This window comes from Micromonospora sp. R311 (assembly GCF_056780015.1).
Genome location: NZ_JBSWCE010000009.1, coordinates 60,490 through 85,524 on the forward strand (window position 1 = coordinate 60,490; position 25,035 = coordinate 85,524).

Below are 25,035 nucleotides of genomic sequence, written 5' to 3' on the forward strand. Positions count from 1 at the left end.
GTCGGATCAGAGGGTGCGGCCGAACGAGAGGCAGCCCGGCGCGTCCTTGTAGAAGCCGAAGTTCGGGATCCGCTGGTAGCCGGCCGAGGTGTACATGGCGATCGCCTCGGGCTGCTTGTCGCCGCACTCCAGGATCATCCGCTTGCGCCCCTGCTCGCGGGCCGACCGCTCGACCGCCGCCAGCACCGCCCGGGCCACCCCACGGCCGCGCGCCGCCGGCGCGGTGTACATCCGCTTCAGCTCCGCGGTCTCCTCGCCGTGGCTGCGCCAGCCACCGCAGCCGACCGGCTCGCCGTCGAGCATCGCGATCAGGAACGCGCCGTTCGGCGGCTCGAACTCGGTGGCGTCGACGGGGGTGTCGTCGCCGCTGCCGCCGTACCGGGCGCCGAGGTCGGCCAGCGCGTCCCGGATCAGGCGCTGCGCCACCGGCGAGTCGAACCGCGCGGCGTGGATCTCGATCTCCGTCACGGGTAAAGGGTACGACCGCGCCGGGCCCTTACCGGAAGTGGTCCCAGCCGGTGACCCCCTGGTACGGCTCGCCGTCGACGGTGACGCCCCCGCCGGTCACCACCCGCCCGATCGGGCGCCACTGCTCGGGCAGCGTCACCTCCGGCGGGAAGGTGGCGGCCAGGGCGTGGTCCTCGCCACCGGCCAGCAGCCAGGCGTACGGGTCGACGCCGAGGGCCTGGGCCGCGTCGCGCATCTGCCGGGGCACCTCGAAGGCGTCCCGGCGCACGTCGATGCCGACCCCGCTGGCCCGCGCCACGTGCCCGAGGTCGGCGAGCAGTCCGTCCGACACGTCGATCATGGCGGTGGCGCCGAGCCGGGCGGCCTGCGGGCCGGCCGCGTACGGCACCTCCGGCCGCCGGTACGCCTCGACCAGCAGCCGGGGGGTGCGGAAGCCGCGGGAGAGCACGGTCAGCCCGGCCGCCGCGTACCCGGTGCGGCCGGCGAGCGCGACCACGTCCCCGGGCCGCGCACCGGAGCGCACCACCGGCGCCCGGCCGGCCAGGTCGCCCAGGGCGGTCACCGCGATGGTGAGCGTGGGGCTGCCCGACATGTCCCCGCCGACCACGCTCGCGCCGACCGTCGCCGCCTCCGCGGCCAGCCCGTCGGCCAGTTCCTCGGCCCACCCGACGGCCAGGTCCGCCGGGATGCAGAGGGCCACCAGCAGGGCCGTCGGGGTGGCCCCCATGGCCGCGATGTCGGCCAGGTTCGCCGCCGCCGCCCGGTGCCCCACGTCCCGCGCGCCGGACCAGTCCCGCCGGAAGTGCCGCCCCTCGACCAGCACGTCCGTCGAGGCGACCACCCGGGTGTCCGGGGCGGCCACCAGCGCCGCGTCGTCCCCGGGACCGAGCAGCACCGTCGAGCCGTACGACAGTCGGGCGGTCACCCGGTCGATCAGACCGAATTCGCCCACCCCCGCGACACTCACGCGGACACCTCCCCGCCGCCGCGTCCGGGGTGCGCCGCACCCGGTCCGACGCCCCGCCCGCTCCTGCCGCGCTCGCTCACCGCTTCTCCTTGACCACCGATAGGGATCAGACCTGGTCCGTAAGGTACTTTCTCCTCTCGGGCCGCTCGCGGGCGGCGACGGACGGAGGTCGAGTCGTGGTACAGGCGTACATCCTCATCCAGACCGAGGTCGGCCGGGCGCGTGACGTGGCCGGTCTGATCGCGGACCTTGCCGGCGTGGTACGGGTCGACGCCGTCACCGGGCCCTACGACGTGGTCGTCCTCACCGAGGCGAACACCGTCGACGAACTCGGCAAACTCATTGTCAGCAAGGTGCAGATGGTGCCCGGCATCACCCGCACCCTCACGTGTTCGGTGGTACGGCTGTAAGTGGACAAGATCACTGATTCCCCCCGCCCGGAGGCCGGTCGGGCGGACCGGCCCGCGGCCACGGCGCCGGACGGGACCAACCGCCGCGCCGCGCTGATCGCGACGCTGGTCGCGCTGCCGGTGACCGTGCTGGTGGCCGCCCTCGCCTTCGCCCAGCTCTCCCCAAACGAGCCGGCCGCGTCGCCGAGCCCGTCGGCGACGACCGCCCGCGCCCAGTCCACCGCGCCGGTCGAGATGGCCGCCCCGGCGCTGGCCGAGCGCCCGGCGACGGTGTGCCGCGCCCTGCTCTCCCAGCTCCCGGCGACCGTCCGCGACCTCCAGCAGCGTCCGGTCACCGCCGGCCCGGAGCAGAACGCCGCGTACGGCGACCCGGCGCTGACCGTGGCCTGTGGCGGCGCCGAGCCCGCCGTGCCGGCCACCGCCGACATCTGGCTGGTCAACAAGGTCTGCTGGCACGCCAGCGAGGAGAGCGACGCCACCGTGCTCACCACGCTCGACCGGGAGACCGCGGTGACCGTCCGGGTGCCGCGCGCCTACGAGCAGCCGTTGCAGTGGGTCGCCCCGATCTCCGACACGGTGGTCGCCTCGGTCCCCTCCGGCGGCGACGCCCCCGCCGGCTGCCGGGGCTGACACCCCGCCGCGCCGGCGGGTCAGTGCAGGCCGACGCCGCGGGTGAGGGCGGTGCGGATGAGGCGGTCGACCAGCTTCGGGTACTCCAGGCCGGAGGCGGCCCACATCCGCGGGAACATCGACGTCGGCGTGAAGCCCGGCATCGTGTTGATCTCGTTGAGGTAGACGTCCAGCTCCGGGGTGACGAAGAAGTCGACCCGGGCCAGCCCGGCGCAGTCCAGCGCGGTGAACGCGCGCACCGCGTACTCCTGGACCTGCCGGGTCACCCGGTCGGGCAGGCCGGCCGGGATGTCGTACTCGCAGGCGTCGTCGAGGTACTTGGCCTCGAAGTCGTACCAGTCGTGGTCGGCGACCACCCGCACCTCGGCGAGCACGGACGCCTCCGGCGCCCCGCCCGCCTCGCCCTCCAGCACGCCGCACTCGATCTCGCGGCCGACGACCGCCCCCTCGACGAGCACCTTCGGGTCGATCTGGCGGGCCGTGGCGACGGCCGCGTCCAGGTCGGCCCAGTCGTCGACCTTGGTGATGCCGAACGACGACCCCGCCCGGGAGGGCTTGACGAAGACCGGCAGGCCGAGGCGCTGCTTGTCCTCCTCGCTCAGGGTCATCCCGTTGCGCAGCACCGCGTACGGGCCGACCGGGATGCCCTCGACGGCGCAGAGCTTCTTGGTGAACTCCTTGTCCATCGCGGCGGCGGAGGCGAAGACGTTCGCCCCGACGTACGGGATGCCGGCCATCTCCAGCATTCCCTGGATGGTGCCGTCCTCGCCGTACGCGCCGTGCAGCACCGGGAAGACCACGTCCACGTCGGCCAGCGCCCGGGGGCCCTCGGTGGGGTCGAGCACCATCAGCCCGTTGCCGGTCGGGTCGGCGCGCAGCACGATGTCGGTGCCGGACTCGGCGGTGATCTCCGGCAGCCGGCGCGAGTTGATCCCGAGCTGCGCCGGGTCGCCGTTGGTCAGCACCCACTGCCCGGCCCGGGTGATGCCGACCGGGACCACCTCGAACTCGTCCGGGTCGAGCGCGCCGAGCACGCTGCCCGCGCTGACGCAGGAGATGCCGTGCTCCGGGCTGCGGCCGCCGAAGACGATCGCCACGCGGGTCTTGCCTGGGGTGCTCACTCCGGTCACCTCTCCGTACGCGACTGCGGGCTGGCGCTCACCCGCTTGACCTTACTGTGCGTGGCGGGGAACCGATGCCGATACCCGGGGAGAGGCGGCGGGGTGCGGCAATCGGTCACCGCGTGATTTACGGTGCGTAACCGGGTGGCCGGTCGCCGGCGGGATGAGGGTGCGCGGGCCCGGTGCCACGCCCACTACGCTGCTCGTCCTATGAGCCCTGATCCCCTCATCGACTCGCTCTCGGCGGCCCTCGACGCCCGCCCGGACGACCTGCCGCTCCGACTGCACCTGGCCGCGCTGCTGCTCGACGCCGGCCGGGCCGGTGAGGCGATCGCGCAGATCGGGCAGGCGCTCGCCCGGGATCCGGGCAACGGCGAGGCGCAGGCGCTGATGCAGCGGGCGCTGGCCGGCTCCGTACCCCCGCCGCCGGCGGCTCCGCCCGCGCAGCGACCCGCGCCGGCCGGGCCGGACGCGCCGCCCGCGGCCGACGGGTCGGACCCGCTCGCCGCCTACGAGCAGGAACTGGCCGACCTCGTGCCGCCGCGCTTCGCCCGGGCCGGCGACGAGCCCGAGCCGGTGGCCGGCGAGGCCGACCGGGTGTACGACGTGGAGACCTCGGGGATCCGGCTGGCCGACGTGGGCGGCATGGCGGCCGTGAAGGAGCGGCTGGAGCTGGCCTTCCTCGGCCCGCTGCGCAACCCGCAACTGCGCAAGATGTACGGCAAGAGCCTGCGCGGCGGGCTGATGCTCTACGGGCCGCCCGGCTGCGGCAAGACCTTCCTGGCCCGGGCGGTGGCCGGTGAGATGGGCGCCAAGTTCATCTCGTTGTCCATCGTGGACGTGCTCGACATGTGGATGGGCAACTCCGAGCGCAACCTGCACGAGCTGTTCGAGGCCGCCCGCCGCAACGCGCCCTGCGTGCTCTTCCTCGACGAGATCGACGCGCTCGGCCACAAGCGCTCCCAGGTCAGCTCCAGCTCGATGCGGACGCTGGGCAACCAGCTGCTGGCCGAGCTGGACGGGATGGAGGGCAACAACGAGGGCGTCTTCGTGCTGGCCGCCACGAACACCCCGTGGGACGTGGACCCGGCGCTGCGCCGCCCGGGCCGGCTCGACCGGGTGGTGCTGGTGCTCCCGCCGGACGCCGAGGCGCGGCGGGCGATCCTCGAGTACCACCTCCGGGACCGGCCGATCGCCGGGATCGACCTGCGCAAGGTGGTCGCGGCGACCGAGGACTTCTCCGGCGCCGACCTGGCCCACCTCTGCGAGACGGCGGCCGAGTTCGCGATGGCCGACTCGGTGCGCACCGGCGAGGTGCGGATGATCGAGCAGCGGGACCTGGAGCGGGCGTTGAAGGAGGTCCGGCCGTCGACCCGGCCGTGGATGGCCACCGCCCGCAACGTGGCCATGTTCGCCAACGAGGGCGGCGTCTACGACGACCTGGTGGCGTACCTGAAGCGGCGCAAGCTGCTCTGAGCCGGGACGGCCCGGCGGGGCGCCGGGCCGCGCCGCCCGCCGGGCCGGGCCTCAACCGCCCGCGTGCCGCCGGCCGATGGCGATCACCTTGACCCGCTGCCGGCCGGCCCGCACCATGCCCAGCGCCATGAACGCGCCGGCGATCCGGTCGGCCGCCTCCCGGCTGCTCGCGCCGACCACCTGGCGGCGCCGCTCGGGGCAGGTCCGCTCGTTGCGCCAGCTGCCGTCGATCGGGCGGACGTCGGTGAGCACCACCAGGAACCGGGTCATCGCCGGCCGCCGGCGCGCTCGGCGGGATCCTGCTGACCAGTACGCACGTCGAGTCCCTTCCGGTGTGCCGGCCCGGTGGCGTGGCACGCGGCGATCGGGTACGGGGGAGAAACCCGACCGCCGCGCGCCCCATCCCCTCCGGTCGCTCACCGCCGCCGTCGCCACGACAACCGGCGGTGAGGACGCGATGACAGATTGACACCTCTACAGCCATGAATGCAACTCTCATCGGCGTTCTCTCATGTACTAATTCCCGATACGTGTGCGACCATCGATGCATGGCCCCCAAGACCGCGCGCGCCCGCCGGCTCGGCATCGCCCTGCGCACCCACCGGGAGGCCGCCGGGCTCACCCTGGAGGCGGCGGCCGACGAGATCAACAGCACCCGCAGCACCCTCTCCCGCTACGAGAACGCCCAGACCCTGGTCAGTCCGGCCACCGTGCGCGCCCTGCTCACCCTCTACGGGGTCGCCCCCGACGAGGTGGCGGCGGCCGTGCAGCTGGCCAAGGACGCCCGCAAGCCGGGCTGGTGGGTGTCCTACTCGTACCTGCTGGACCGGCGCACCATCGACTTCATCGCGCTGGAGGCCGAGGCGACCGGGATCGCCAACTTCGAGCCCTCGGTGGTGCCCGGGCTGCTGCAGACCGCCGACTACATCCGCGGCGTGATGCGGGGCGGGCCGCACACCCTCGGCGACGACCAGGTGGAGCAGCGGGTCCAGCTACGCCTCGACCGCCAGCAGCGGCTCACCGCCGACGAACCGCCGATCCTCGACGCGATCATCGACGAGGGCGCGCTGCTCCGGCCGGTGGGCGACCGCGGCGTGATGGAGGGGCAGTTGCGGCACCTGCTGAAGATGGCCGAGCTGCCCAACATCACCGTCCAGGTGATCCCGCTGGCCGCCGGCTACCACCGGGGCACCCGGGGCTCGCTGCACATCCTGGAGTTCGCCGACCCGGAGGATCCGATCATCGCGTCGGTGGAGACGGTCGCCGGGCAGATGGTCCTGGACCGGCCCGGCGACCTGCGTACCTGCACCAAGATCATGGAGCACCTGCGGACCGTCGCGCTCAGCCCGGCGGACAGCCGCGACCAGCTCGTCCAACTCCTGAAGGGACGGTAGGATCATGACCCCGACGATCAGCGCGGCGCTGGCCTCGGCCGGGTGGCGCAAGAGCAGCCACAGCGGCGACGAGGGGGCCTGCGTGGAGGTGGCGGTGATCCCCGGCACGGTGGCCGTCCGCGACTCCAAGGACCCGGCCGGACCGGCCCTGCTCTTTCCGCCCACGGCCTGGGCGGCCTTCGCCACGGCGCCGCCGCGGCGCTGACCGCGCCGGCACGCCGGGCCTCCGGCGGCGCCGCCCGGTCGGCCCGCCGGCTCAGCCGGCGACCAGCGGCCCCGGGGCCGGCTCGGCGCGCAGCGCCTCCAGCGCCGCGATCGCCACGCCCCGGGCACCGGCCATGTCACGCTCGGGCACCAGGGCGAAGGTGGCCACCGCCGCCTGCTCCGCGCGCAGCACGGTGTGCTCGCGTACGGTCGCCAGGAACCAGTCCCGGAACTCCGGCTCCGCCTCCACCACGCCGCCCCCGACGAAGTACGCGTGCGGGTCGGTGAAGTTCGCCGCCACGGTGAAGAGCCGGCCGAGTGCCGTCGCCTGCTGGGTGAAGATCTCCCGGGCCAGCGCGTCGCCCCGCTCCCCGTAGCCGCGTACCAGCTTCGCCGCCCGGGCCGGCGGCTCGGCCGCGAGCGGATGCCCGGGATACCGGGTCAGCCAGTACGGCAGCAGGTTGCGGACGATCCCGGTCAGCGAGGCGACGCTCTCCACGTCCCCGGCGAAGCCGCAGGCACAGGTCGGCACGGGCTGGTCCGGGGCGAGCAGGCCGGTGAGCGGGATGTGCACGTGCCCCAGTTCGCCCGCCATCCCGGCGGCGCCGGCCACCACCCGCCCGTTCTCCACCACGCCGCCGCCCAGGCCGGTGCCGACGATCGCCGAGACGGACGAGCGCCGCATCGCCTCGCCGCCGAAGTGCGCGTGGTGGGCGTAGAGCGCGGCCGCGTTCCCGTCGTTGTGGTAGACCACCGGCAGCCCGAGCCGTTGCTCCAGCGCGCCGCGCACGTCGAAGCCGCGCCAGGCCGGCTGGGAGAAGTTCGTCGAGCCCCGGGAGGAGATGACCCCGGTGGCGCTGGCCGGGCCGGGGGTGTCCAGGCCGACCGCGCGCACCAGCCCGCGCGGCACCCCGGTCAACGCCAGCACCCCGTCGAACGCGCGGGCCAGCGCCTCGATCGCCGCCTCCGGGCCGGCCAGCACCTCGCTGGGGATCTCCACCAGCCCGTCCACCAGGAACCGGCCGTCCACGGTGAGCACCGTGGCGTTGTTGCTGGTGCCGCCGTTGTCCAGGCCGACGACCACCGGCACGTCCACGCTGCCCACCGCACCCGCCTCCCGTCGTGGTGACCTGCCGGAAGGCTAGTTCCCGTCGCCCGGCTCCGCCATGCCCGCGTCCGCACCACCGGTGGAGGACTCGAGCCGGTGCCGGTGGGGGCCGGACACCGACAACCGCCGGAGCGCGTCGCGCTCCGGCGGCCGGTGCCGTCCGTCAGCCGTTGTCGATCAGGCTGGCGATCTCGTTGTAGATCAGGTGGGCCTTGGCGCCCTGGTTCGACGGACAGCCGCCGAGGTGGTGCAGGGCGATCACGCGATGACTGCCGTTGAGCACCGGAGAGCCCGAGTTGCCGCCCGAGGTGTCACAGCTGTAGCTGATGTTGTAGGTGTTGTAGTTGGCGTTCTTCACGGTGCACAGCGCGCCGCCCTGGGTGTCCTCGTAGATCGACAGCCGCTTCGGCCTGCCGTCGCCGTGCCCGGGGATGTACATCCGGGTGCCGGTGGTGGTGGCGGTCGTCGCCAGGTACAGCGTGCCGAACCCCTGGATGCTGGCGAAGTTGTTGACCGAGTACAAGGTGTAGTCCAGCTGGCTGGAACCGCCGGCGCTCACCTTGTACAGGGTGGCACCGCTGACCTTGGTGCCGGCGCCCGGGTTGTTGCCGCCGCAGGTCGCGCACTGGTAGTTGAACTGCATCTCGCTACCACTGACGGCGGACTGCGTCGAAAAACAGTGCTTGTTGGTCAGCATCCGGTTGGTGTTGCCGACCCGCCAGGTGGTGCACATCCCGCCACCGCTGATCAGCAGCCGGGCCACGGCATTGCCCCGGGCGAATTCGGTGGGGTGGCTGCTCTGGTAGCAGACCACGTCGCGGCGGGCGTCCGTGCTGCAGACGGACTGCGTGGTGAAGTTGTGCTGGGTGATCTCCGCGCCGTCGTACCCGCGCCAGAGCCGGTCTATGGTCGCGGCCTCGCCGCCCGACCGGCGGCTGCTGTGCAGCTTCACCACCGCGGTGTCGCCGTCCACGGACATCGCCCAGAAGCCCGGCTGCCCGTCGGTGGTGTAGTCCGAGCCGGTCGCCCGGTTCAGGGAGCGGTCGTACCGGTAGCTCTCCCGGCCGTCCGGGCTGGACACGGTGACGTAGTCGCCGTGGGCCAGCCGCAGTGAGCTGAAGTGCACCTTCACGTACGTCGCACCGGGGTGCCGGATGATCTGCGTGCGGCCGTTCCGGGCGTAGGACAGTGAACTGTCGACCGTGCGCAGTTCACCGACCGTGGTGACGCCCTCCGCGGAGAACTGTTCCGACTCGGGAGCCCGCTCGGACTGTGGTGCCAGGGGCTGATCCGGGTCCGCCGCGACGGCGGGCGCCGACACCAGGGTCAGCCCGAGCGCGCAGGCGGCGAGTACGACCGCCGCCGTTCGCATGCGGAGTCGGGAATGGTTCATCGTCGCTCCTCCCCAAGGAGGCGGCCCTGCACCGCCCTTGCGGCCTTCATACACGAAGCAATAGATACATACAAGATTATCTATGTGGTGCTATGCACCGCACCGGCTGGGCGGCGGCTGACGGGCGGAGCGCGGCGTCAGGCGGGGCGGCGGGCGGTGACCGCGGTGGCCTCCAGGTCGTCGTCCCGCACCACCGTCGGGACCAGACCGGCGGCGGAGAGCGCCGCGCACAGCCCGTCCGCCTGCGCGGCGCTGGTCTCCACCGCGAGGTGCCCACCGGGGGCCAGCCAGTCGACGGCGCCCTCGGCCACCCGGCGCAGCACGGCCAGGCCGTCCGGCCCGCCGTCCAGCGCCACCGGCGCCTCGTGCAGCCGCGCCTCGGGCGGCATCAGCGCCACCGCCGCCGTCGGCACGTAGGGTGCGTTGGCCACCACCAGGTCCAGCCGCCCCCGCCACTCGGGCGGGACCGGAGTGAACAGGTCGCCCTGGTACACCTCGACGCCGGTGTCGGCGAGGTTGCGCCGCGCGCAGGCCACGGCCGCCGGGTCGATGTCGGTGCCGGCGAGCCAGCGCGGCGCGAGCCGGTGCGCCAGCGCCAGGGTGGTGGCGCCGGAGCCGCAGCAGAGGTCGACCACGGCGGCCGCCGGACCGGTCACCGCGACGGCGGCGTCCACCAGCAGGGCGGTCCGCCCGCGCGGCACGAACACGCCGGGGTCGACGGCGACCCGCAGGCCGTGGAACTCGGCCCAACCGAGCAGGTGCTCCAGCGGCAGCCCGGCGACCCGACGTTCGACCAGGTCAGCCAGTGCCGCCGGCGAGTCGGCGGCGGCGATGAGCAGGGCTGCCTCGTCCTCGGCGTAGACGCAACCGGCGGCGCGCAGCCGGGCGATGAGAGCGGGAAGGTGGGGATGTGACGGTGCCATGGGCATGCCTTTCGGAACGCTCGTCGGCGCTCCCGGCATCGCCTAGCAGGTGGGCGACGCGGACGCGGAGGGAGCGCCGGTCCTTCGCTGATGGATCGGTCTCACCTCCTCCGGTCGGGGCCCGGGCGGGCCGTGGCCGCCGCTCACGATAGCGGAACCGGTGCCACCCCGGCGCCCGGCGTCCGGCCTGGCGTCAGTCGCGGCTGGCGTCGAGCGCGGCGGTGACGTCGGCGACCAGGTCCACGGTGTCCTCCACCCCGCAGGAGAGCCGGACGAAGCCGGGCGCGGTGTCGTCGCCCCACTGGGCCCGCCGGTCGGCGCTGGTATGCAGGCCGCCGAAGGAGGTGGCCGCGGCGACCAGCCGGGCGGCGTCGAGGAACCGGGCCACCCGGTCGGCGTCCCCGAGGTCGAAGGAGAGCACCCCCGGCATCCGGCGCATCTGCGCCGCGGCCACCGGATACGCCGGGTCGCCCGGCAACCCGGGCCAGCGCAGCCCGGTCACCTCCGGACGGCCGGCGAGCAGCCGGGCGAGCGCCTCGGCGTTCGCGGTCTGCCGGGCCAGCCGCAGGTCCAGGGTGGCCAGCGAGCGGTGCGCCAGCCAGGCGTCGAACGCGCCGGGCACCGCCCCGGTGGTGGTCCGCCAGCCGGTGATCTTCTCGATCAGGTCGGCCGACCGGCTGGCCAGGTAGCCGAGCAGCAGATCGGAGTGGCCGGTCAGGGCCTTGGTGCCGGAGGCCACCACCAGGTCGGCGCCGAGGTCGAGCGGGCGCTGCCCGAGCGGGGTGGCGGTGGTGTTGTCCACCGCCAGCAGCGCGCCGGCGGCGTGCGCCCGGTCGGCCAGTGCGGGCACGTCGACCACGTCCAGGCCCGGGTTGGCCGGGGTCTCGACCAGCACCAGGCGGACGCCGTCGAGGGACGGGTAGGGGCCGGCGGTCGGCACGAACCGCACCCGCACGCCCAGCTCCTCGAGGGTGCCGGTGGCGAACGCCCGCACCGGGAAGTAGCCGTCGGCGGGGAGCAGCACGGTGTCCCCCGGCCGCAGCACCGCCAGCAGCAGCCCGGTGATCGCGGCCTGCCCGCTGGCGAAGACCCGGCAGTCTCCCCCCTCCAGTTCCCCGATCGCCGCCTCCAGCAGCCGCCGGGTCGGGTTGTCCGGGCGGCCGTACCCGTTCGGCGCCGCCGCGGGGCCCTGCCACGGGTCGAGGTGGTACGGCGCGGCGAAGACCGGCCCGGGCAGGAACGGCTGCCCCGGTGCCGGCTCGGGCAGGCCGGCGTGCACGCAGCGGGTGCCGTCGTGGTGGTCGGTCATGTCCCTCACTCCGGCTTGGTGGTGCGGCTCATCAGGGCGTCCACCGCCAGCCGGGGGTCGACCCCCTCGTGGCAGACCAGTTCGACCTGCTCGGTGATCGGCATCTCCACCCCGTGCGCCCGGGCCAGGTCGCGGATGGCCAGCGCGCTCTTGACCCCCTCGGCGGTCTGCCGGGTCGCCACCCGGGCCTCCTCCAGGGTCGCGCCCCGACCGAGGTGCTCGCCGAAGGTGCGGTTGCGGGCCAGCGGCGACGAGCAGGAGGCGACCAGGTCGCCCATCCCGGCCAGGCCGGCGAAGGTCAGCGGGTCGGCGCCGAGGGCCACCCCGAGCCGGGCCGTCTCGGCCAGCCCCCGGGTGACCAGCATCGCCCGGGTGTTGTCGCCGAACCCCATCGCGGTGGCGATGCCGTACGCCAGGGCGATCACGTTCTTGACCGCGCCGCCCAGTTCGCAGCCGATCACGTCGTCGTTGGTGTAGGGCCGGAAGTAGGGCGTGGTGATGGAGCGTTGCACCAGCGTGGCCCGGCCCGGGTCGGTGCCGGCGACCACGGTGGCGGCCGGCTGCTCGGCGGCGATCTCCGGAGCCAGGTTGGGACCGGAGACGACCACCACCCGGTCCGCCGCCACTCCGGCGGTCTCCACGATCACCTCGCTCATCCGCCGGGTGGTGCCCAGCTCGATGCCCTTCATCAGGGAGACCAGGGTGGCGTCCGGGTGCAGGTGCCCGGCCCAGCCGGCGAGGTTGCCCCGCAGCGTCTGCGAGGGCACCGCCAGCACCACCAGTTCGGCGCCGGTGATCGCCTCGACGGCGTCCCCGGTCGCGGTCACCCCCGGCGGCAGGACCAGGTCCGGCAGGTACTCCGGGTTGCGCCGCTCGGCGCGGATGGTGTCGGCGACCGGCTGCCGGCGGGCCCAGATGGTGACGTCCCGGCCGGCATCGGCGAGGATCTTGGCGAACGCCGTCCCCCACGAGCCGGCCCCCAGCACCGCCACGTGCCCGCTCACGCCGCCGCCTCCGGCCGCTGCTCGTGCCGCCGGGCGGGCCGGGCCGGCCGTTCCCACAACGGTGGCGGAGTGCCGCCGCGGATCTCGGCGAGCAGGTCCCGCAGCCGCAGCATGATGGCGTCGCTCATCTCCTCCAGGGTGGCCCGGGTCGGGGTGGCGCCCGCCCAGGCGCTCAAATCCACCGGCGGGCCGGCCGCCACGGTCACCGGGATGCGGGGCCGCAGGCTCAGCCGCTTGGTCCGCGGGTCGAAGATCCGTTCCGGGCCCCACATGGCGACCGGGACCACCGGGGCGCCGGTGGCCAGCGCCAGCCGGGCCGCGCCGGTCTTGCCCTTCATCGGCCACAGGTCGGGTTCCCGGGTGGTGGTGCCCTCCGGGTAGATCACCACCGCGCCGCCCTCGGCGAGCGCGGCGATCAGGGCGTCCAGCGACTTCACCGCGTCGACCGTGCCCCGCTCGACCGGGATCTGCTTGCAGCGGTGCAGGATCCAGCCGATCACCGGGACCCGGAACACGCTGGCCTTGCCGAGGTACTGCGGCCAGCGTCCGGAGTCGTAGATGAAGTGCGCGGAGACCAGCGGGTCGGCGTGCGAGAGGTGGTTCGGCACGATGATCACCCCGCCGTCGCGGCGGAGGTGCTCCATGCCCCGCCAGGTACGCCGGGTCCAGACGGTCATCACCGGCTTGACCAGCACCACGGCGAACCGTTGCCAGAACCCCAGCCTCCGCCGTCCCACTGCGCCTCCTCCTGCCGCCCCGACCTGCGCACCGGACCCCACCGGTGACGCCCGCCGCGGAAATCATGCCTGGTCGCCCTCGGTACGGCCAGTGAGGGTACCGCCGCCCGGCTGGCAGGATTGCGGTGTGAGTCAGCCGACCTGGACCGTGGTGGTGCCGGTGAAGCGCCTGGCCGCCGCGAAGAGCCGGCTGCGCGGCGCGCTGGCGGGCGTACCGCACGAGGAGCTGGCGCTGGCCCTGGCGGCCGACACCGTCGCCGCGGTGCGGGCCTGCCCGGCGGTGGCCGAGGTCCTGGTGGTCACCGACGACGCCCGGGTGGCCCGGACGGCCCGCGACGCCGGCGCCCGGGTGCTGCCGGACCGGCCGGGCGCCGGGCTCAACGCCGCGTTCCGGCACGGCGCGTCCGCCGCCGCCGGCGGGTGGGTGGCCGGGCTCACCGCCGACCTGCCCGCGCTGCGCCCGGCCGAGCTGGCCGAGGCGCTGCGCGCGGTCTGCGCCGGCCCGCCGGGGGTACGCCGGTTCGTGGCCGACGCCCCGGGCGGCGGCACGGTGCTGCTCGCCGCGCCGCCGGGCGTACCGCTGGACCCCCGGTTCGGGGTCGGCTCGGCCGCCGCGCACGCGGCGAGCGGGGCGCTGCCGCTGACCGGGAGCTGGCCGAGCCTGCGCCGGGACGTGGACACCGCGGACGACCTGGCGGCGGCGGCCCGGCTCGGGCTGGGGCCGCGCACGGCGGCGCTCGCCGCGGCCCGCTGCCCGGCCTGACCCACCCGGTGTACGGTGCTGGCATGCAGGGCACGGTGGCCACCTTCGACGCGGCGACCCGCGGCGGCGTGCTGCTCCTCGACGACGGCACCGAGCTGGCCTTCCCGGCCCGGGCGTTCGACGCCTCCGGGCTGCGGCTGCTCCGCCTCGGCCAGCGGGTGCGGATCGACCGGGACGCCGCGGGTGAGGTCGTCCGGGTGACGTTGCCGACGATGGCCTGACCCGACCGCGCCAAGTTCATTTTGCGTTAACCCGGGTCGGGTGATTATGAGCGGGTGAGCACCCCTCGCGAGCACCCCGCCCGCCCACCGCACGCCGTCGACCCGGCCGCCCCCCGCAACGGCACCCGCCCCCGGGGCGCCGACGGCCGCTTCCGGCCCACCGGCCCCGCCGAGGCCGCGCACGCCGGCGCCGACGCCCCGGCGGACGCGCCCGGCACCGACGCCGGGGCCGCCTCGGCCGGGCTGGAGGAGGTGCTCGACCCGGAGGTCGGTCGACCGGCACCGGTCCCACCCGACGAGGAGGCGCCCGCCCCGCAACCGCTGCCCGAGGACCGCTTCTTCAACCGGGAGCTGTCCTGGCTCGACTTCAACGCCCGGGTGCTGGCGCTGGCCGAGGACGCCCGCACGCCGCTGCTGGAGCGGGCCAAGTTCCTGGCCATCTTCGCCAGCAACCTGGACGAGTTCTACATGGTGCGGGTGGCCGGGCTGAAGCGGCGGCTCCAGGCCGGCCTGCCGGTACGCGGCGGCGACCGGATGCCGCTGCGCACCCAGCTGGAGCTGGTCGCCGAGAAGTCCGCGACGCTGGTCGCCCGGCACGCCGGCTGTTTCGTCGAGGACGTGCTGCCGAAGCTGGCCGCCGAGGACATCCGGATCCTGCGCTGGGCCGACCTGGACGACGCCGAGCGGGAGCGGCTGCGGGCGTACTTCCGGGAGCAGATCTTCCCGGTGCTGACCCCGCTCGCGGTCGACCCGGCGCACCCGTTCCCGTACATCTCCGGACGGTCGCTGAACCTGGCGGTGGCGGTCCGCGATCCGGACGGCGGCTCGGAGCTCTTCGCGCGGGTGAAGGTGCCGAACAACGTGCCCCGGTTCGTCCGCGTGCGCCGCGACCAGCCGGGCATGCGGATGCTGCCGGTGGAGGACCTGATCTCGGTGCACCTGGGGCAGCTCTTCTCCGGCATGCAGGTGGTGGAGTGCCACCTGTTCCGGGTCACCCGCAACGCCGAGGTGGAGGTGGACGAGGATCGTGACGAGGACCTGCTCCAGGCGCTGGAGCGGGAACTGGCCCGGCGGCGGTTCGGCCCGCCGGTGCGGCTGGAGGTGGCCGCCTCGATCTCCGAGCACATGCTGGACCTGCTGGTCCGGGAGCTGGACATGGCCGACCAGGACGTGCTGCGGGTACCGGGGCTGCTCGACCTCTCCGCGCTCTGGCAGCTCTACAACGAGACCGACCGGCCGGACCTGAAGGACCCGCCGTTCGTGCCGGCCACCCATCCCCGACTGACCGAGGGCGAGGTGCCGCGCAGCGTCTTCGCCACGCTGCGGGACGGGGACGTGCTGGTGCACCACCCGTACCACTCGTTCGCCACCAGCGTGCAGCGCTTCATCGAGCAGGCCGCGGCCGACCCGGACGTGCTGGCCATCAAGCAGACCCTCTACCGCACCAGCGGCGACTCGCCGATCGTGGACGCGCTGGTCGACGCGGCGGCCGCCGGCAAGCAGGTGGTGGTGCTGGTGGAGCTGAAGGCGCGCTTCGACGAGGTGGCCAACATCGGCTGGGCCCGCACCCTGGAGCGCGCCGGCTGCCACGTCGTCTACGGCCTGGTCGGACTGAAGACGCACTGCAAGACCGCCCTGGTGGTACGCCAGGAGGGCAACCAGATCCGCCGCTACTGCCACATCGGCACCGGCAACTACCACCCGAAGACCGCCCGGCTCTACGAGGACTTCGGCATGCTCACCGCCGACCCCGAGATCGGCGCCGACCTCACCGACCTGTTCAACGTGCTCACCGGCTACAGCCGGCAGACCGGGTACCGGCGGCTGCTGGTGGCCCCGCAGGGCATCCGCAGCGGGCTGATCGAGCGGATCGAACGGGAGATCGCGCACGTCCGGCTCGGCATGCCCGGCCTGGTGCAGTTCAAGGTGAACGCGCTGGTCGACGAGGAGATCACCGACGCGCTCTACCGGGCGTCGCGGGCCGGCGTGCACGTGGACCTGCTGATCCGGGGCATGTGCACGCTGCGGCCGGGGGTGCCGGGGCTGTCGGAGAACATCCGGGTCCGCTCGATCCTCGGCCGGTTCCTGGAGCACTCCCGGATCTTCCGGTTCGGCAACAACGGCAACACCGAGTTCTGGATCGGCTCGGCCGACCTGATGCACCGCAACCTGGACCGCCGGGTGGAGGCGCTGGTGCGGGTGAGCGACCCGGTCGCCCGGGCCGAGCTGGACCAGGTGCTGACCGCCGCGATGAGCCCGGAGGTGGGCGCGTTCGAGCTGGCCGCGGACGGCAGCTGGACCCGGCGGACCGACACCCCGGACGGGCCCCTGACCCACCTGCAGGAACTCCTGCTGCATCGGGTCGGCGGCACCGCGGGCTGACCGCGGCCCGCATAGGCTGACCAGATGCTGGATGAACCGGGTTCGACCGGCGTGAGCCGGAGCGGGCCGGCCGACGACCCCGGGGACGGAACGGGGATCCGGGCCGCCGGCGGGGTGGTCTGGCGCCCGTCGGGTGGCCCGGACGGCCCGGCGGTCTGCCTGGTGCACCGCCCCCGGTACGGCGACTGGTCGCTGCCCAAGGGCAAGCTGGAGCCGGGGGAGCGCCCGTTGGTGGCCGCCGTCCGCGAGGTGGCGGAGGAGACCGACGTCCGGGCCGTGCCGCAGGTGCGGCTGCCCACCGTGCGTTACCGCAGCGAGGGCCGGCCGAAGGTGGTCGACTACTGGTCGATGCGGGCCGTGGCCGACGGGGGCTTCGAGCCCGGCACCGAGGTCGACGAGGTGCGCTGGCTCGGCGTCGACGAGGCGATCCGGCTGGTCAGCTACCCGCACGACGCGGAGGTGCTGGCCGCGTTCGCCGCGCTGCCGACGGTCACCGGAACGATGGCGCTGGTCCGGCACGCCCACGCCGGCGAGCGGGGCACCTGGTCCGGGCCGGACACCGGCCGGCCGCTGGACGCCCGCGGCTGGTCGCAGGCGCACGCGCTCGTCCCGCTGGTGGCGCTGGTGCGGCCGGCACGGCTGGTGTCGGCCTCGGCGCGCCGGTGCGTGCAGACCCTCGACCCGTCCGCGGCGGAACTCGACCTGCCCATCGAGGTGGTCGGCGACCTGGACGAGCCGCGGCCGGGGCAGCAGCCCGACGAGTGCGCGCTGGCCGCCGCCGCCCGGCTGGTCGAGCTGGCCGCCGCCGGCGGGCCGGTGGCGGTGTGCAGCCAGGGCAAGGTGATCCCGAGTGCGCTGGCCCGGCTCACCGGGCGTACGGACGACTTCACCACGCCGAAGGGCGGCGGCTGGCTGCTGGCGTTCGCCGGCGACCGCCTGCTCGCCGCCGACCGCCTCTGAGCCGGCGCCGGCCCGGCCGACCCGGGGACGCCGCCGCCGTCCCCGGCGCCGCCACCGGCCGGTGCGTCGCCGGGGTCCAGGGCGCCGCTGCGGCCCGCAGCGCCGCCGGCCCGGGTCAGGGCAGGGTGAGCGTCACCGCGACCGGCAGGTGGTCGCTGGCCTCGCTGCGCGGCGCCACGGCGTCGGCGGCGGCGAGGCCCGGCGAGACGAGGACGTGGTCGATCTGCTGGCGCGGATCGTCGGCCGGGCTGGTGGCCAGCGGGCGGGCCGCGGCCAGCGCGTCGACCAGGCCGGCGCGGGTGAACTCGGCGAAGGCGTCCTCGCCCGGTTCGGTGTTCAGGTCGCCGGCCACCACCAGCGGGCGGCCGGCCGCGTACCCGGTGGCGAACCCGGCGACCGCGCGGGCCTGCACCACCGGCCCCCGACCGGGCGGCGGTTGCAGGTGGGTGCTCACCACCGCGAGCCGGACGCCGCCGCCGAGGTCGAGGCCGACCGCGAGGGCCTGCGCCCCGGTGGGCGCCCCGACCGCCGGCAGCGCCAGGGTGCGGGGCGCGGTGGTCGGCCAGCGGCTGAGCACCGCGTCGCCCCAGACCGGGTCGGCGGCCGGCGCGAAGACGTACGGCATGCCGAGCCGCTTCGCCAGCAGGGTGAGCGTGTCGTGGCCGCCGTTGAGCAGCCAGGCCCGGTCCACCTCGCTGAGCACCACCACGTCCGGCAACTCGGCGCGCACGACCCCGGCCAGGCCGTCCAGGTCGAACCGCCCGTCCAGGCCGAAACCCATCCGCACGTTGTAGGCCACCACCCGGACCGTCTCCGGCGGGCCCGGCCGGTTGCCCGACGCCAGCCACGGCCCGTGCCCCCACGCGGCGAGCAGGGTCACCCCGGCGAGCAGGGCGGCCGTCCGGGCCGGCGGCAGCGCCGCCGGCGGGCGGTGCGCCGGGGCCGGGGCGGTCCACGCCACCCCGGCGACCAGCACGGCGACGGCGACCGGCGCCCAGCCGTTGGGGTAGCCGAGGTCGTAGGCGGCGTAGTAGCCGACCGCGGCGATCGCGAAGACCAGCATCCCGGTGACGGCGGCGTATCCCCGCCGGACGTCCGGACGGCCACGCCGCCCGCCGGCGACATCCGCGGGCGTGGCGGCGGAGATGGCCTCCTCGGCCGGTGGCGCCCCGGCGGCGGGTGCGGGCGCGTCGGTGCGGGCCAGGCAACCGCCGAGACCGGCGGCGGTCAGCAGGACGGCCGGGGCGAGCAGCGCCGGCCGGTCGAGGGCGAAGAGCAGCGCGCCGAGCACCAGGGCCACGGGCGCGACCGGCCACCAGCGCCGCACCGGTGCCAGCGCGGCGAGCACGAAGAGCCCCACCGCCGCAGCGGCCAGCGCCAGGCCCAGCGGCGGTGGTTCGGCGATCGCGCCGCCCGGGCCGTGGAAGTAGGACATCGCCGTCCCGGCGAGCGCCGGGGAGAGCGCCACCATGCCGGCCAGCAGCAGTCCCGGGCCGGCCAGCAGCCAGGCGCGGGCCCCACCGGCCGCCGCGTCCGGTGCGGACGACCCGGTCGACGGGCGGCGCAGGGACGCCGCGGCCAGGAAGAGCACGACCAGCGCGCCGCTGACCAGCCAGGCCTCCCACCGCCCCCACCAGACCAGGTCGTACGTGTCGAGCAGGGCGTGCCCGACCGCGCCGAGGGCCAGTCCCAGGGCCAGACCGGGCAGCGGCCGGGGCGTGCCGGCGGCGGCGCCGGCCAGCCACAGCAGACCGGCGAGCAGGCCGGCGGTGGCCAGCCAGAGCTGGGCCCGGCCGCCCGGCGCGGCGGTGAGGACCAGCCGGGTCCCGGCCAGCAGCACCGCCGCGGCGAGGGTGACCGGCCGGGCGCCGAGCCGCCGGACCAGCGCCGGCACGGCCAGGGCGAGCAGGAACCAGCCGAGCGCGAAGGCGCCCATCAGCTCCGCCGGGGTGGACGCCGCCTGCCCGAAGATGGTGATGATCGACGGGAGCCAGACCCGCAGCACGTCGGTGAGGAGGACGAGGCCCAGGGCGAGCGCGGCGGTGGTGAGGTGGCGGTTGCGCACCGGCGCCCTCTTCTCGTGACCGGCGGGGGTGGGTCGGCACGGCGATTGTCCGTGCCCGGCCGGTCCGGGTCAACGTCACCCGGTTCCCGCGTCAGCGCCCCGGATCAGCCCCTCGGAGCGCACCGGAACGCCGAGGGGCGCCCACCACGACGGTGGACGCCCCTCGGGTACGGACCGGGTCAGCGGCGGGTCGCTGCCTTCTTGGCCGGGGACTTCTTCGCCGGCGCCTTCTTGGCCGCCGCGCTCTTGCTGGCCGTGGCGGTCTTCTTCGCCGCGGCCGTCTTGGTCGCCGCGGCGCTCTTCTTCGCCGGGGCGGTCTTCTTGGTGGTGGCGGTCTTCTTCGCCGCGGCGGCCTTGGTGGCCGGGGCGGTCTTCTTCGCCGCGGCGGCCTTCTTGCCCGCCGCGGTCGCCTTGGCCCCGGTCGCCTTCGCGCCGGTGGCCTTGGCGCCGGTGGTCTTGGCGGCGGCCGCGGTGGTCTTCTTCGCCGCGGCCGTGGCCTTCGGCACCTTGCCGCTGGCCACCATCTCCTTGAACCCGGCGCCCGGCCGGAAGGTCGGCACGGATGTCTTCTTGACCTTCACCGCCTCACCGGTACGGGGGTTGCGCGCTGTTCGCGCGCCCCGGACGCGCTTTTCGAACGCTCCGAACCCGGTGATGGCCACCTTCTCGCCCTTGGTTACCGCCGCCTGGACCTCAGCGAGGACCGCGTCGAGCGCGGCCGTCGCCGTCTTCCGGTCCCCCAGGCGAACGGCGAGCGCCTCGATGAGCTCGGCCTTGTTCACGACTTCCTCCCGATTGTGCAACTGACTCGACGCGAGCCATTCTGCGCGCACGGTATGCCCTGTGCTGCCGGGACACAAACATTCGGTGGAAAAAAGCCCTTGTGTCGCAACGGATTCGCCCCCACCGGCGGGACCGGTGGGGGCGGAAACCGATGCCCCGGTGGGGCGTACGGCTATCCGACGGTCGGCAGGAACGCCGGCCGGCGGGTCTCGAAAGCGCTGATCTCCGCCTCCTGCCGGAGGGTGAGTCCAATGTCGTCCAAGCCCTCCATCAGCCGCCAGCGGCTGAAGTCGTCCAGCGGGAACGACCAGGTGGAGCCCCCGGCGCGGACCTCGCGGGCGGCCAGGTCGACGGTGACCGCGGCGGCCGGATCGGCCTCGACCAGAGTCCAGATCTCTTCGACCGCTTTCAATTCCAGCTCGACCGGGAGCAGACCTTCCTTGAGCGCGTTGCCACGGAAGATGTCGCCGAAGCGCGGGGAGATCACGGCCCGGAACCCCCAGTCGCGCAGCGCCCAGACGGCGTGCTCGCGGGAGGACCCGGTGCCGAACTCCGGACCGGCCACGAGAATCGACGCCCCGGAATACGCGGCATCGTTCAGCACGAATTCCGGATCTTCCCGCCAGGCGTTGAACAAGCCGTCGGCGAATCCGGTCCGGGTCACCCGCTTGAGGTACACGGCCGGAATGATCTGGTCGGTGTCCACGTTGGACCGGCGCAGCGGCACGGCGGTGCCGGTGTGGGTGGTGAACCTCTCCATCTGCGGTGTGCCCTTCTACAGATCGGCGGGAGCGGCCAGCCGGCCCACCACGGCGGTGGCGGCGGCGACCGGCGGGGAGACCAGGTGGGTGCGTCCGCCCCGGCCCTGCCGCCCCTCGAAGTTGCGGTTGGAGGTCGAGGCGCAGCGCTGGCCGGGCCGGAGGGTGTCCGGGTTCATGCCCAGACACATCGAGCAGCCGGCGAAGCGCCACTCGGCGCCGGCGTCGGTGAAGACCTTGTCCAGCCCCTCCGCCTCGGCCGCCTCGCGGACCGCGGCGGAGCCCGGCACCACCAGCATCCGGACGCCGTCGGCGACCCGGTGCCCGCGCAGCACGTCGGCGGCGGCCCGCAGGTCCTCCAGCCGGCCGTTGGTGCAGGAGCCGACGAAGACCACGTCGATCGGCAGCTCGCGCAGCGACGTGCCGGGACGCAGGTCCATGTACTCCAGGGCCCGCCGGGCGGCGGCCCGCTCGCTGTCGGTGGCGAACTCCTGCGGGTCGGGCACCGACGCGCCCAGCGGCGCACCCTGGCCCGGGTTGGTGCCCCAGGTCACGAACGGGGTGACCAGGCTGGCGTCCAGGGTCACCTCGGCGTCGAAGCTCGCCCCCTCGTCGGTGGGCAGCGTCCGCCACCAGGCCAGCGCCGCGTCCCAGTCGGCGCCGCGCGGGGCGTTCGGCCGCCCCTTGAGGTACGCGAAGGTGGTCTCGTCCGGCGCGATCATGCCGGCCTTGGCGCCCCACTCGATGGACATGTTGGCGATGGTCATCCGGCCCTCCATGGACAGCGACCGGATCGCCTCGCCGCGGTACTCCACGATGTGGCCGCGCCCGCCCCCGGTGCCCACCTGGGCGATCAGGGCGAGCACCAGGTCCTTCGCGGTGACGCCCGGGCCGAGTTGCCCGGTGACGTTGACCGCCATCGTCTTCGGGCGGGACTGCGGCAACGTCTGGGTGGCCAGCACGTGCTCGACCTCGCTGGTGCCGATGCCGAAGGCGAGCGCACCGAACGCGCCGTGGGTGGCGGTGTGCGAGTCGCCGCAGACGATGGTCATGCCCGGCTGGGTGAGGCCGAGCTGGGGGCCGATCACGTGCACGATGCCCTGGTTGTCGTCGCCCAGCGGGTGCAGCCGGATGCCGAACTCGGCGCAGTTGCGGCGCAGCGTCTCGATCTGGGTGCGCGAGGTCGGGTCGGCGATGGTGAGCAGGTCGCCGCGCCGCTCCCGGAACGCCGGCTCGGCGTACCCGGTCGGGGTGTTGTGGTCCTCGGTCGCGATCGTGAGATCGGTGCGGCGCACCCGGCGGCCGGCGAGCCGCAGTCCGTCGAACGCCTGCGGGCTGGTCACCTCGTGCAGCAGGTGCAGGTCGATGAAGAGCAGATCCGGCTCGCCCTCGGCAGACCGTACGACGTGCGCGTCCCAGACCTTCTCGGCCAGGGTCCTGGGCGCCGGCTCGGGAGTGACTCCCACCATCTGGACATCCTAAATTCTGGGAGGTAAATTTCGGCTTGTGGGACACAGTATGAGCGGTGTCGGCGTTCTCGACAAGGCGGTGGTCATCCTGGCCGCCTGCGTCGACGGCGCCAGCCTGGCCGAACTCGTTGAACGCACCAAGCTGCCGCGAGCCACCGCGCACCGGCTGGCGCAGGCACTGGAGATCCACCGGATGCTGGTCCGGGACACCCAGGGCCGCTGGCGGCCCGGCCCGCGCCTGGGCGAGCTGGCGAACGCCGCCCCGGACGTGCTGCTGACCGCGGCCGAGCCACTGCTGGCCGCGCTGCGCGACGCCACCGGCGAGAGCGCCCAGCTCTACCTGCGCCGCGCCGACGAGCGGATCTGCGTGGCCGCCGCCGAGCGGGCCAGCGGCCTGCGGGACACGGTGCCGGTCGGCTCGGTGCTGCCGATGACCGCCGGGTCGGCGGCGCAGATCCTGCTCGCCTGGGAGCCGCCGGAGGCGGTGATGCCGCTGCTGCCCCGGTCGAAGTTCACCGGCCGCACGCTGGCCGAGGTCCGTCGGCGCGGCTGGGCGCAGAGCGTCGCCGAGCGGGAGGCGGGTGTGGCGAGCGTCTCCGCCCCGATCCGCGACCGCACCGGCCGGGTGATCGCCGCGATCAGCATCTCCGGCCCGATCGAGCGCCTCGGCCGCCGCCCCGGCGAACGCCACGCCATGGCCGTCGTCCGCGCCGGCCAACGCCTCTCCGGCCTCTAACCCACCCCACCCGACCCGGCCCAACCCGGCCCCGACCCCACCCGGCTCGACCCCCGCCCACCCGGTTGATCATGAGGTTTGCGTCAGGATCCGGGCGGCGGTTTCTGACGCAAACTCATGATCAACGGCGCGGGAGCGGGGAGGCGCGGGAGCCGGCGGGGGGAACGGGAACGGCCCGCCTGGCGGGAGCGAGGCGGGCCGTCGTGGTAGCCCCGACCGGATTCGAACCGGCGCTACCGCCTTGAGAGGGCGGCGTCCTGGGCCGCTAGACGACGGGGCCAGGCACTTTCCTGCTTTCACCGCCCTGCCGGGCGGCTGCCGCTGTAGTGTAGCGGCGTCCCCGCACCGGGTGTGGACCGGGTCGGGGCGGGTAGACCCCGCAGAAGCGGAACGGCCCGCCTCGCCGAAACGAGACGGGCCGCACCCGGATGTAGCCCCGACCGGATTCGAACCGGCGCTACCGCCTTGAGAGGGCGGCGTCCTGGGCCGCTAGACGACGGGGCCAGAACCTTCTTCCCTCGCCGCTCCTGCGAGCGGCGCCGCTGAACCCTATCAGAGACCCGCCCGACCCCTTGCGGGGACGGGCGTGGACTCCAGCAGAATCCAGCGACCGACATTCTCACGAACACCGGTTTGCTGGGGTACCAGGACTCGAACCTAGACTAACTGAACCAGAATCAGTCGGGCTGCCAATTACCCCATACCCCATTGGCCCCTTGCGGCGCCGGGGACAAACTTTACCCTCCCGGTGCCGGCAGGCCAAATCGAGCCCCCCGAAACCGCCCTTGAGCTGCGGAAACGGGCTCTCGATGCGGTTCAGGCGACGGGCACCACCGGGTTGGTGAGCTCGCCGATGCCCTCGATCCGCACGGTGACCGTATCCCCGTCGGTGAGCGGGCTAACCCCCGCCGGCGTGCCGGTCAGCACCACGTCCCCGGGCAGCAGCGTCATCACGTGCGAGATGTACGACACCAGCGCCGGCACGTCGAAGACCATGTCCCGGGTGCGGCCCAGCTGCCGGACCTCCATCTCCTCCGGGCCGCGCCCCACCTCGCACCGGATCTCCAGGTCGCTGACGTCCAGCCCGGTGGTGATCCAAGGCCCGATCGGGCAGAACGAGTCAAAGCCCTTGGCCCGGGTCCACTGGCCGTCGGAGCGCTGCAGGTCCCGGGCGGTGATGTCGTTGGCGCAGGTGTAGCCGAAGATGGCCCGCTCCGCGGCGGCCCGGTCGGCCCGGCGGGCACCCGGCGCGCCGATCACCACGGCCAGCTCCGCCTCGTGCTCGACCTGCTTGGAGAAGATCGGCAGCCGGATCGCGTCCCGGGGGCCGATCACCGAGGTGGACGGCTTGAGGAAGAGCAACGGCTCCTTCGGCACCTCGCTGCCGTGCTCGGCGGCGTGCTCGGCGTAGTTGCGCCCGACACACACCACCTTGCTGGGCAGGATCGGCGAGAGCAGCCGGACGTCGGAGAGCGCCCAGCGGGCGCCGCTGAAGGTGAGCTGGCCGAACGGGTGGCCCTCGATCTCGGCGATCGTGAGGCCGGCCCCCGGCTCCCCCTCGACGACCCCGAACGACATTCCCTTGGCATGAGCGAAACGAGCGATACGCACCAGGCCAATCTATCCCCCGGCCGGCGCCACGACCGGCGAGGCGGAACCGGGGCACGGCGGGGCACGATACCCGTTCCGCCGGCCGTCGGGGCGTTATTCCACGCTTCGTACCCGCACGACGTCCGGCCGCCCCTAGCGTCGGC

At 74.4% G+C, this 25,035-nt stretch carries 25 protein-coding genes and 3 tRNA genes; 10 read left to right on the forward strand and 18 right to left on the reverse strand.

Annotated features, from left to right (window positions below):
* Window positions 1-6: 6 nt before the first annotated feature.
* Window positions 7-468: a GNAT family N-acetyltransferase gene (locus AC1WTP_RS09715; RefSeq protein ID WP_481648883.1), complete on the reverse strand. Its 462-nt coding sequence runs from the start codon at window positions 466-468 to the stop codon at window positions 7-9.
* Between the two features lie 28 nt (window positions 469-496).
* Complete coding sequence (locus AC1WTP_RS09720; RefSeq protein ID WP_481648884.1) at window positions 497-1,435, reverse strand: thiamine-phosphate kinase; 939 nt, start codon at window positions 1,433-1,435, stop codon at window positions 497-499.
* 176 nt (window positions 1,436-1,611) lie between these two features.
* On the opposite strand from AC1WTP_RS09720, the gene AC1WTP_RS09725 reads away from it, so the two are divergent.
* Together AC1WTP_RS09725 and AC1WTP_RS09730 are read left to right on the forward strand one after the other, a co-directional pair.
* The gene (locus AC1WTP_RS09725) at window positions 1,612-1,845 is read left to right on the forward strand and encodes an Lrp/AsnC ligand binding domain-containing protein (protein WP_013284547.1); all 234 of its coding nucleotides are present in this window, start codon (window positions 1,612-1,614) and stop codon (window positions 1,843-1,845) included.
* 9 nt (window positions 1,846-1,854) lie between these two features.
* Entirely contained in the window at window positions 1,855-2,475 is a 621-nt protein-coding gene (locus AC1WTP_RS09730; RefSeq protein ID WP_481649017.1) for a DUF3515 family protein, read from the forward strand.
* Between the two features lie 20 nt (window positions 2,476-2,495).
* On the opposite strand, the gene AC1WTP_RS09735 is transcribed toward AC1WTP_RS09730, so the two are convergent.
* Window positions 2,496-3,596 (reverse strand): D-alanine--D-alanine ligase family protein, encoded by a 1,101-nt coding sequence (locus tag AC1WTP_RS09735; RefSeq protein ID WP_481648885.1) that lies wholly within the window; start codon window positions 3,594-3,596, stop codon window positions 2,496-2,498.
* 210 nt (window positions 3,597-3,806) lie between these two features.
* Between AC1WTP_RS09735 and AC1WTP_RS09740 the strand changes: the two genes are divergently transcribed.
* Window positions 3,807-5,072, forward strand: coding sequence for an ATP-binding protein (locus AC1WTP_RS09740; protein WP_481648886.1), 1,266 nt, complete (start codon window positions 3,807-3,809; stop codon window positions 5,070-5,072).
* A gap of 51 nt (window positions 5,073-5,123) precedes the next feature.
* Here AC1WTP_RS09740 and AC1WTP_RS09745 read toward each other — a convergent pair whose 3' ends face one another.
* Window positions 5,124-5,342 (reverse strand): hypothetical protein, encoded by a 219-nt coding sequence (locus AC1WTP_RS09745; RefSeq protein ID WP_481648887.1) that lies wholly within the window; start codon window positions 5,340-5,342, stop codon window positions 5,124-5,126.
* Window positions 5,343-5,620: 278 nt separating this feature from the next.
* Between AC1WTP_RS09745 and AC1WTP_RS09750 the strand changes: the two genes are divergently transcribed.
* Window positions 5,621-6,466, forward strand: a complete 846-nt coding sequence (locus AC1WTP_RS09750) for a helix-turn-helix domain-containing protein (RefSeq protein WP_481648888.1) — start codon at window positions 5,621-5,623, stop codon at window positions 6,464-6,466.
* A gap of 4 nt (window positions 6,467-6,470) precedes the next feature.
* Window positions 6,471-6,671: a DUF397 domain-containing protein gene (locus AC1WTP_RS09755; RefSeq protein ID WP_481648889.1), complete on the forward strand. Its 201-nt coding sequence runs from the start codon at window positions 6,471-6,473 to the stop codon at window positions 6,669-6,671.
* Window positions 6,672-6,722: 51 nt separating this feature from the next.
* On the opposite strand, the gene AC1WTP_RS09760 is transcribed toward AC1WTP_RS09755, so the two are convergent.
* The 6 genes from AC1WTP_RS09760 to AC1WTP_RS09785 form a co-directional block, all read right to left on the reverse strand.
* Window positions 6,723-7,775: an ROK family protein gene (locus AC1WTP_RS09760; protein ID WP_481648890.1), complete on the reverse strand. Its 1,053-nt coding sequence runs from the start codon at window positions 7,773-7,775 to the stop codon at window positions 6,723-6,725.
* A gap of 166 nt (window positions 7,776-7,941) precedes the next feature.
* Complete coding sequence (locus tag AC1WTP_RS09765) at window positions 7,942-9,171, reverse strand: trypsin-like serine peptidase (protein WP_481648891.1); 1,230 nt, start codon at window positions 9,169-9,171, stop codon at window positions 7,942-7,944.
* Window positions 9,172-9,308: 137 nt separating this feature from the next.
* Entirely contained in the window at window positions 9,309-10,094 is a 786-nt protein-coding gene (locus AC1WTP_RS09770; RefSeq protein WP_481648892.1) for a putative protein N(5)-glutamine methyltransferase, read from the reverse strand.
* Window positions 10,095-10,287: 193 nt separating this feature from the next.
* Entirely contained in the window at window positions 10,288-11,403 is a 1,116-nt protein-coding gene (locus AC1WTP_RS09775; RefSeq protein WP_481648893.1) for a cystathionine gamma-lyase, read from the reverse strand.
* A gap of 5 nt (window positions 11,404-11,408) precedes the next feature.
* Complete coding sequence (locus AC1WTP_RS09780; protein ID WP_481648894.1) at window positions 11,409-12,407, reverse strand: NAD(P)H-dependent glycerol-3-phosphate dehydrogenase; 999 nt, start codon at window positions 12,405-12,407, stop codon at window positions 11,409-11,411.
* A complete protein-coding gene (locus AC1WTP_RS09785; protein ID WP_481648895.1) occupies window positions 12,404-13,144 on the reverse strand; it encodes a lysophospholipid acyltransferase family protein in 741 nt (246 codons plus the stop codon). The genes AC1WTP_RS09780 and AC1WTP_RS09785 overlap by 4 nt, the downstream gene beginning before the upstream one ends.
* A gap of 127 nt (window positions 13,145-13,271) precedes the next feature.
* Here AC1WTP_RS09785 and cofC point away from each other — a divergent pair, with 127 nt between their 5' ends.
* The 4 genes from cofC to AC1WTP_RS09805 are packed head-to-tail and all read left to right on the forward strand — an operon-like array spanning window position 13,272 to window position 17,470.
* Entirely contained in the window at window positions 13,272-13,907 is a 636-nt protein-coding gene (cofC, locus tag AC1WTP_RS09790; RefSeq protein ID WP_481648896.1) for a 2-phospho-L-lactate guanylyltransferase, read from the forward strand.
* A 23-nt stretch (window positions 13,908-13,930) separates the two neighbouring features.
* On the forward strand, window positions 13,931-14,128 hold the full coding sequence (locus AC1WTP_RS09795) for a cold-shock protein (protein WP_481648897.1): 198 nt from the start codon (window positions 13,931-13,933) through the stop codon (window positions 14,126-14,128).
* Window positions 14,129-14,182: 54 nt separating this feature from the next.
* On the forward strand, window positions 14,183-16,510 hold the full coding sequence (locus AC1WTP_RS09800) for an RNA degradosome polyphosphate kinase (RefSeq protein ID WP_481648898.1): 2,328 nt from the start codon (window positions 14,183-14,185) through the stop codon (window positions 16,508-16,510).
* A 24-nt stretch (window positions 16,511-16,534) separates the two neighbouring features.
* Window positions 16,535-17,470 (forward strand): NUDIX hydrolase, encoded by a 936-nt coding sequence (locus AC1WTP_RS09805; RefSeq protein WP_481648899.1) that lies wholly within the window; start codon window positions 16,535-16,537, stop codon window positions 17,468-17,470.
* A 115-nt stretch (window positions 17,471-17,585) separates the two neighbouring features.
* Here AC1WTP_RS09805 and AC1WTP_RS09810 read toward each other — a convergent pair whose 3' ends face one another.
* The 4 genes from AC1WTP_RS09810 to leuC all read right to left on the reverse strand — a co-directional run bounded on the left by AC1WTP_RS09810 (window position 17,586) and on the right by leuC (window position 22,545).
* Complete coding sequence (locus tag AC1WTP_RS09810) at window positions 17,586-19,535, reverse strand: endonuclease/exonuclease/phosphatase family protein (RefSeq protein WP_481648900.1); 1,950 nt, start codon at window positions 19,533-19,535, stop codon at window positions 17,586-17,588.
* A gap of 179 nt (window positions 19,536-19,714) precedes the next feature.
* Complete coding sequence (locus AC1WTP_RS09815) at window positions 19,715-20,317, reverse strand: HU family DNA-binding protein (RefSeq protein WP_481648901.1); 603 nt, start codon at window positions 20,315-20,317, stop codon at window positions 19,715-19,717.
* A gap of 173 nt (window positions 20,318-20,490) precedes the next feature.
* Entirely contained in the window at window positions 20,491-21,078 is a 588-nt protein-coding gene (leuD, locus tag AC1WTP_RS09820) for a 3-isopropylmalate dehydratase small subunit (RefSeq protein WP_481648902.1), read from the reverse strand.
* 15 nt (window positions 21,079-21,093) lie between these two features.
* Window positions 21,094-22,545, reverse strand: a complete 1,452-nt coding sequence (gene leuC, locus AC1WTP_RS09825) for a 3-isopropylmalate dehydratase large subunit (RefSeq protein ID WP_481648903.1) — start codon at window positions 22,543-22,545, stop codon at window positions 21,094-21,096.
* A gap of 49 nt (window positions 22,546-22,594) precedes the next feature.
* Here leuC and AC1WTP_RS09830 point away from each other — a divergent pair, with 49 nt between their 5' ends.
* The gene (locus AC1WTP_RS09830; RefSeq protein ID WP_013284529.1) at window positions 22,595-23,281 is read left to right on the forward strand and encodes an IclR family transcriptional regulator; all 687 of its coding nucleotides are present in this window, start codon (window positions 22,595-22,597) and stop codon (window positions 23,279-23,281) included.
* Window positions 23,282-23,485: 204 nt separating this feature from the next.
* Here AC1WTP_RS09830 and AC1WTP_RS09835 read toward each other — a convergent pair.
* From AC1WTP_RS09835 to AC1WTP_RS09850, 4 genes are all read right to left on the reverse strand, one after another.
* Window positions 23,486-23,561: transfer RNA gene (locus AC1WTP_RS09835), tRNA-Glu, on the reverse strand.
* A 151-nt stretch (window positions 23,562-23,712) separates the two neighbouring features.
* A tRNA-Glu gene (locus AC1WTP_RS09840) sits at window positions 23,713-23,785 on the reverse strand.
* A 132-nt stretch (window positions 23,786-23,917) separates the two neighbouring features.
* A tRNA-Gln gene (locus AC1WTP_RS09845) sits at window positions 23,918-23,989 on the reverse strand.
* Window positions 23,990-24,097: 108 nt separating this feature from the next.
* Entirely contained in the window at window positions 24,098-24,892 is a 795-nt protein-coding gene (locus AC1WTP_RS09850; RefSeq protein WP_481648904.1) for a fumarylacetoacetate hydrolase family protein, read from the reverse strand.
* Window positions 24,893-25,035: the final 143 nt, after the last annotated feature.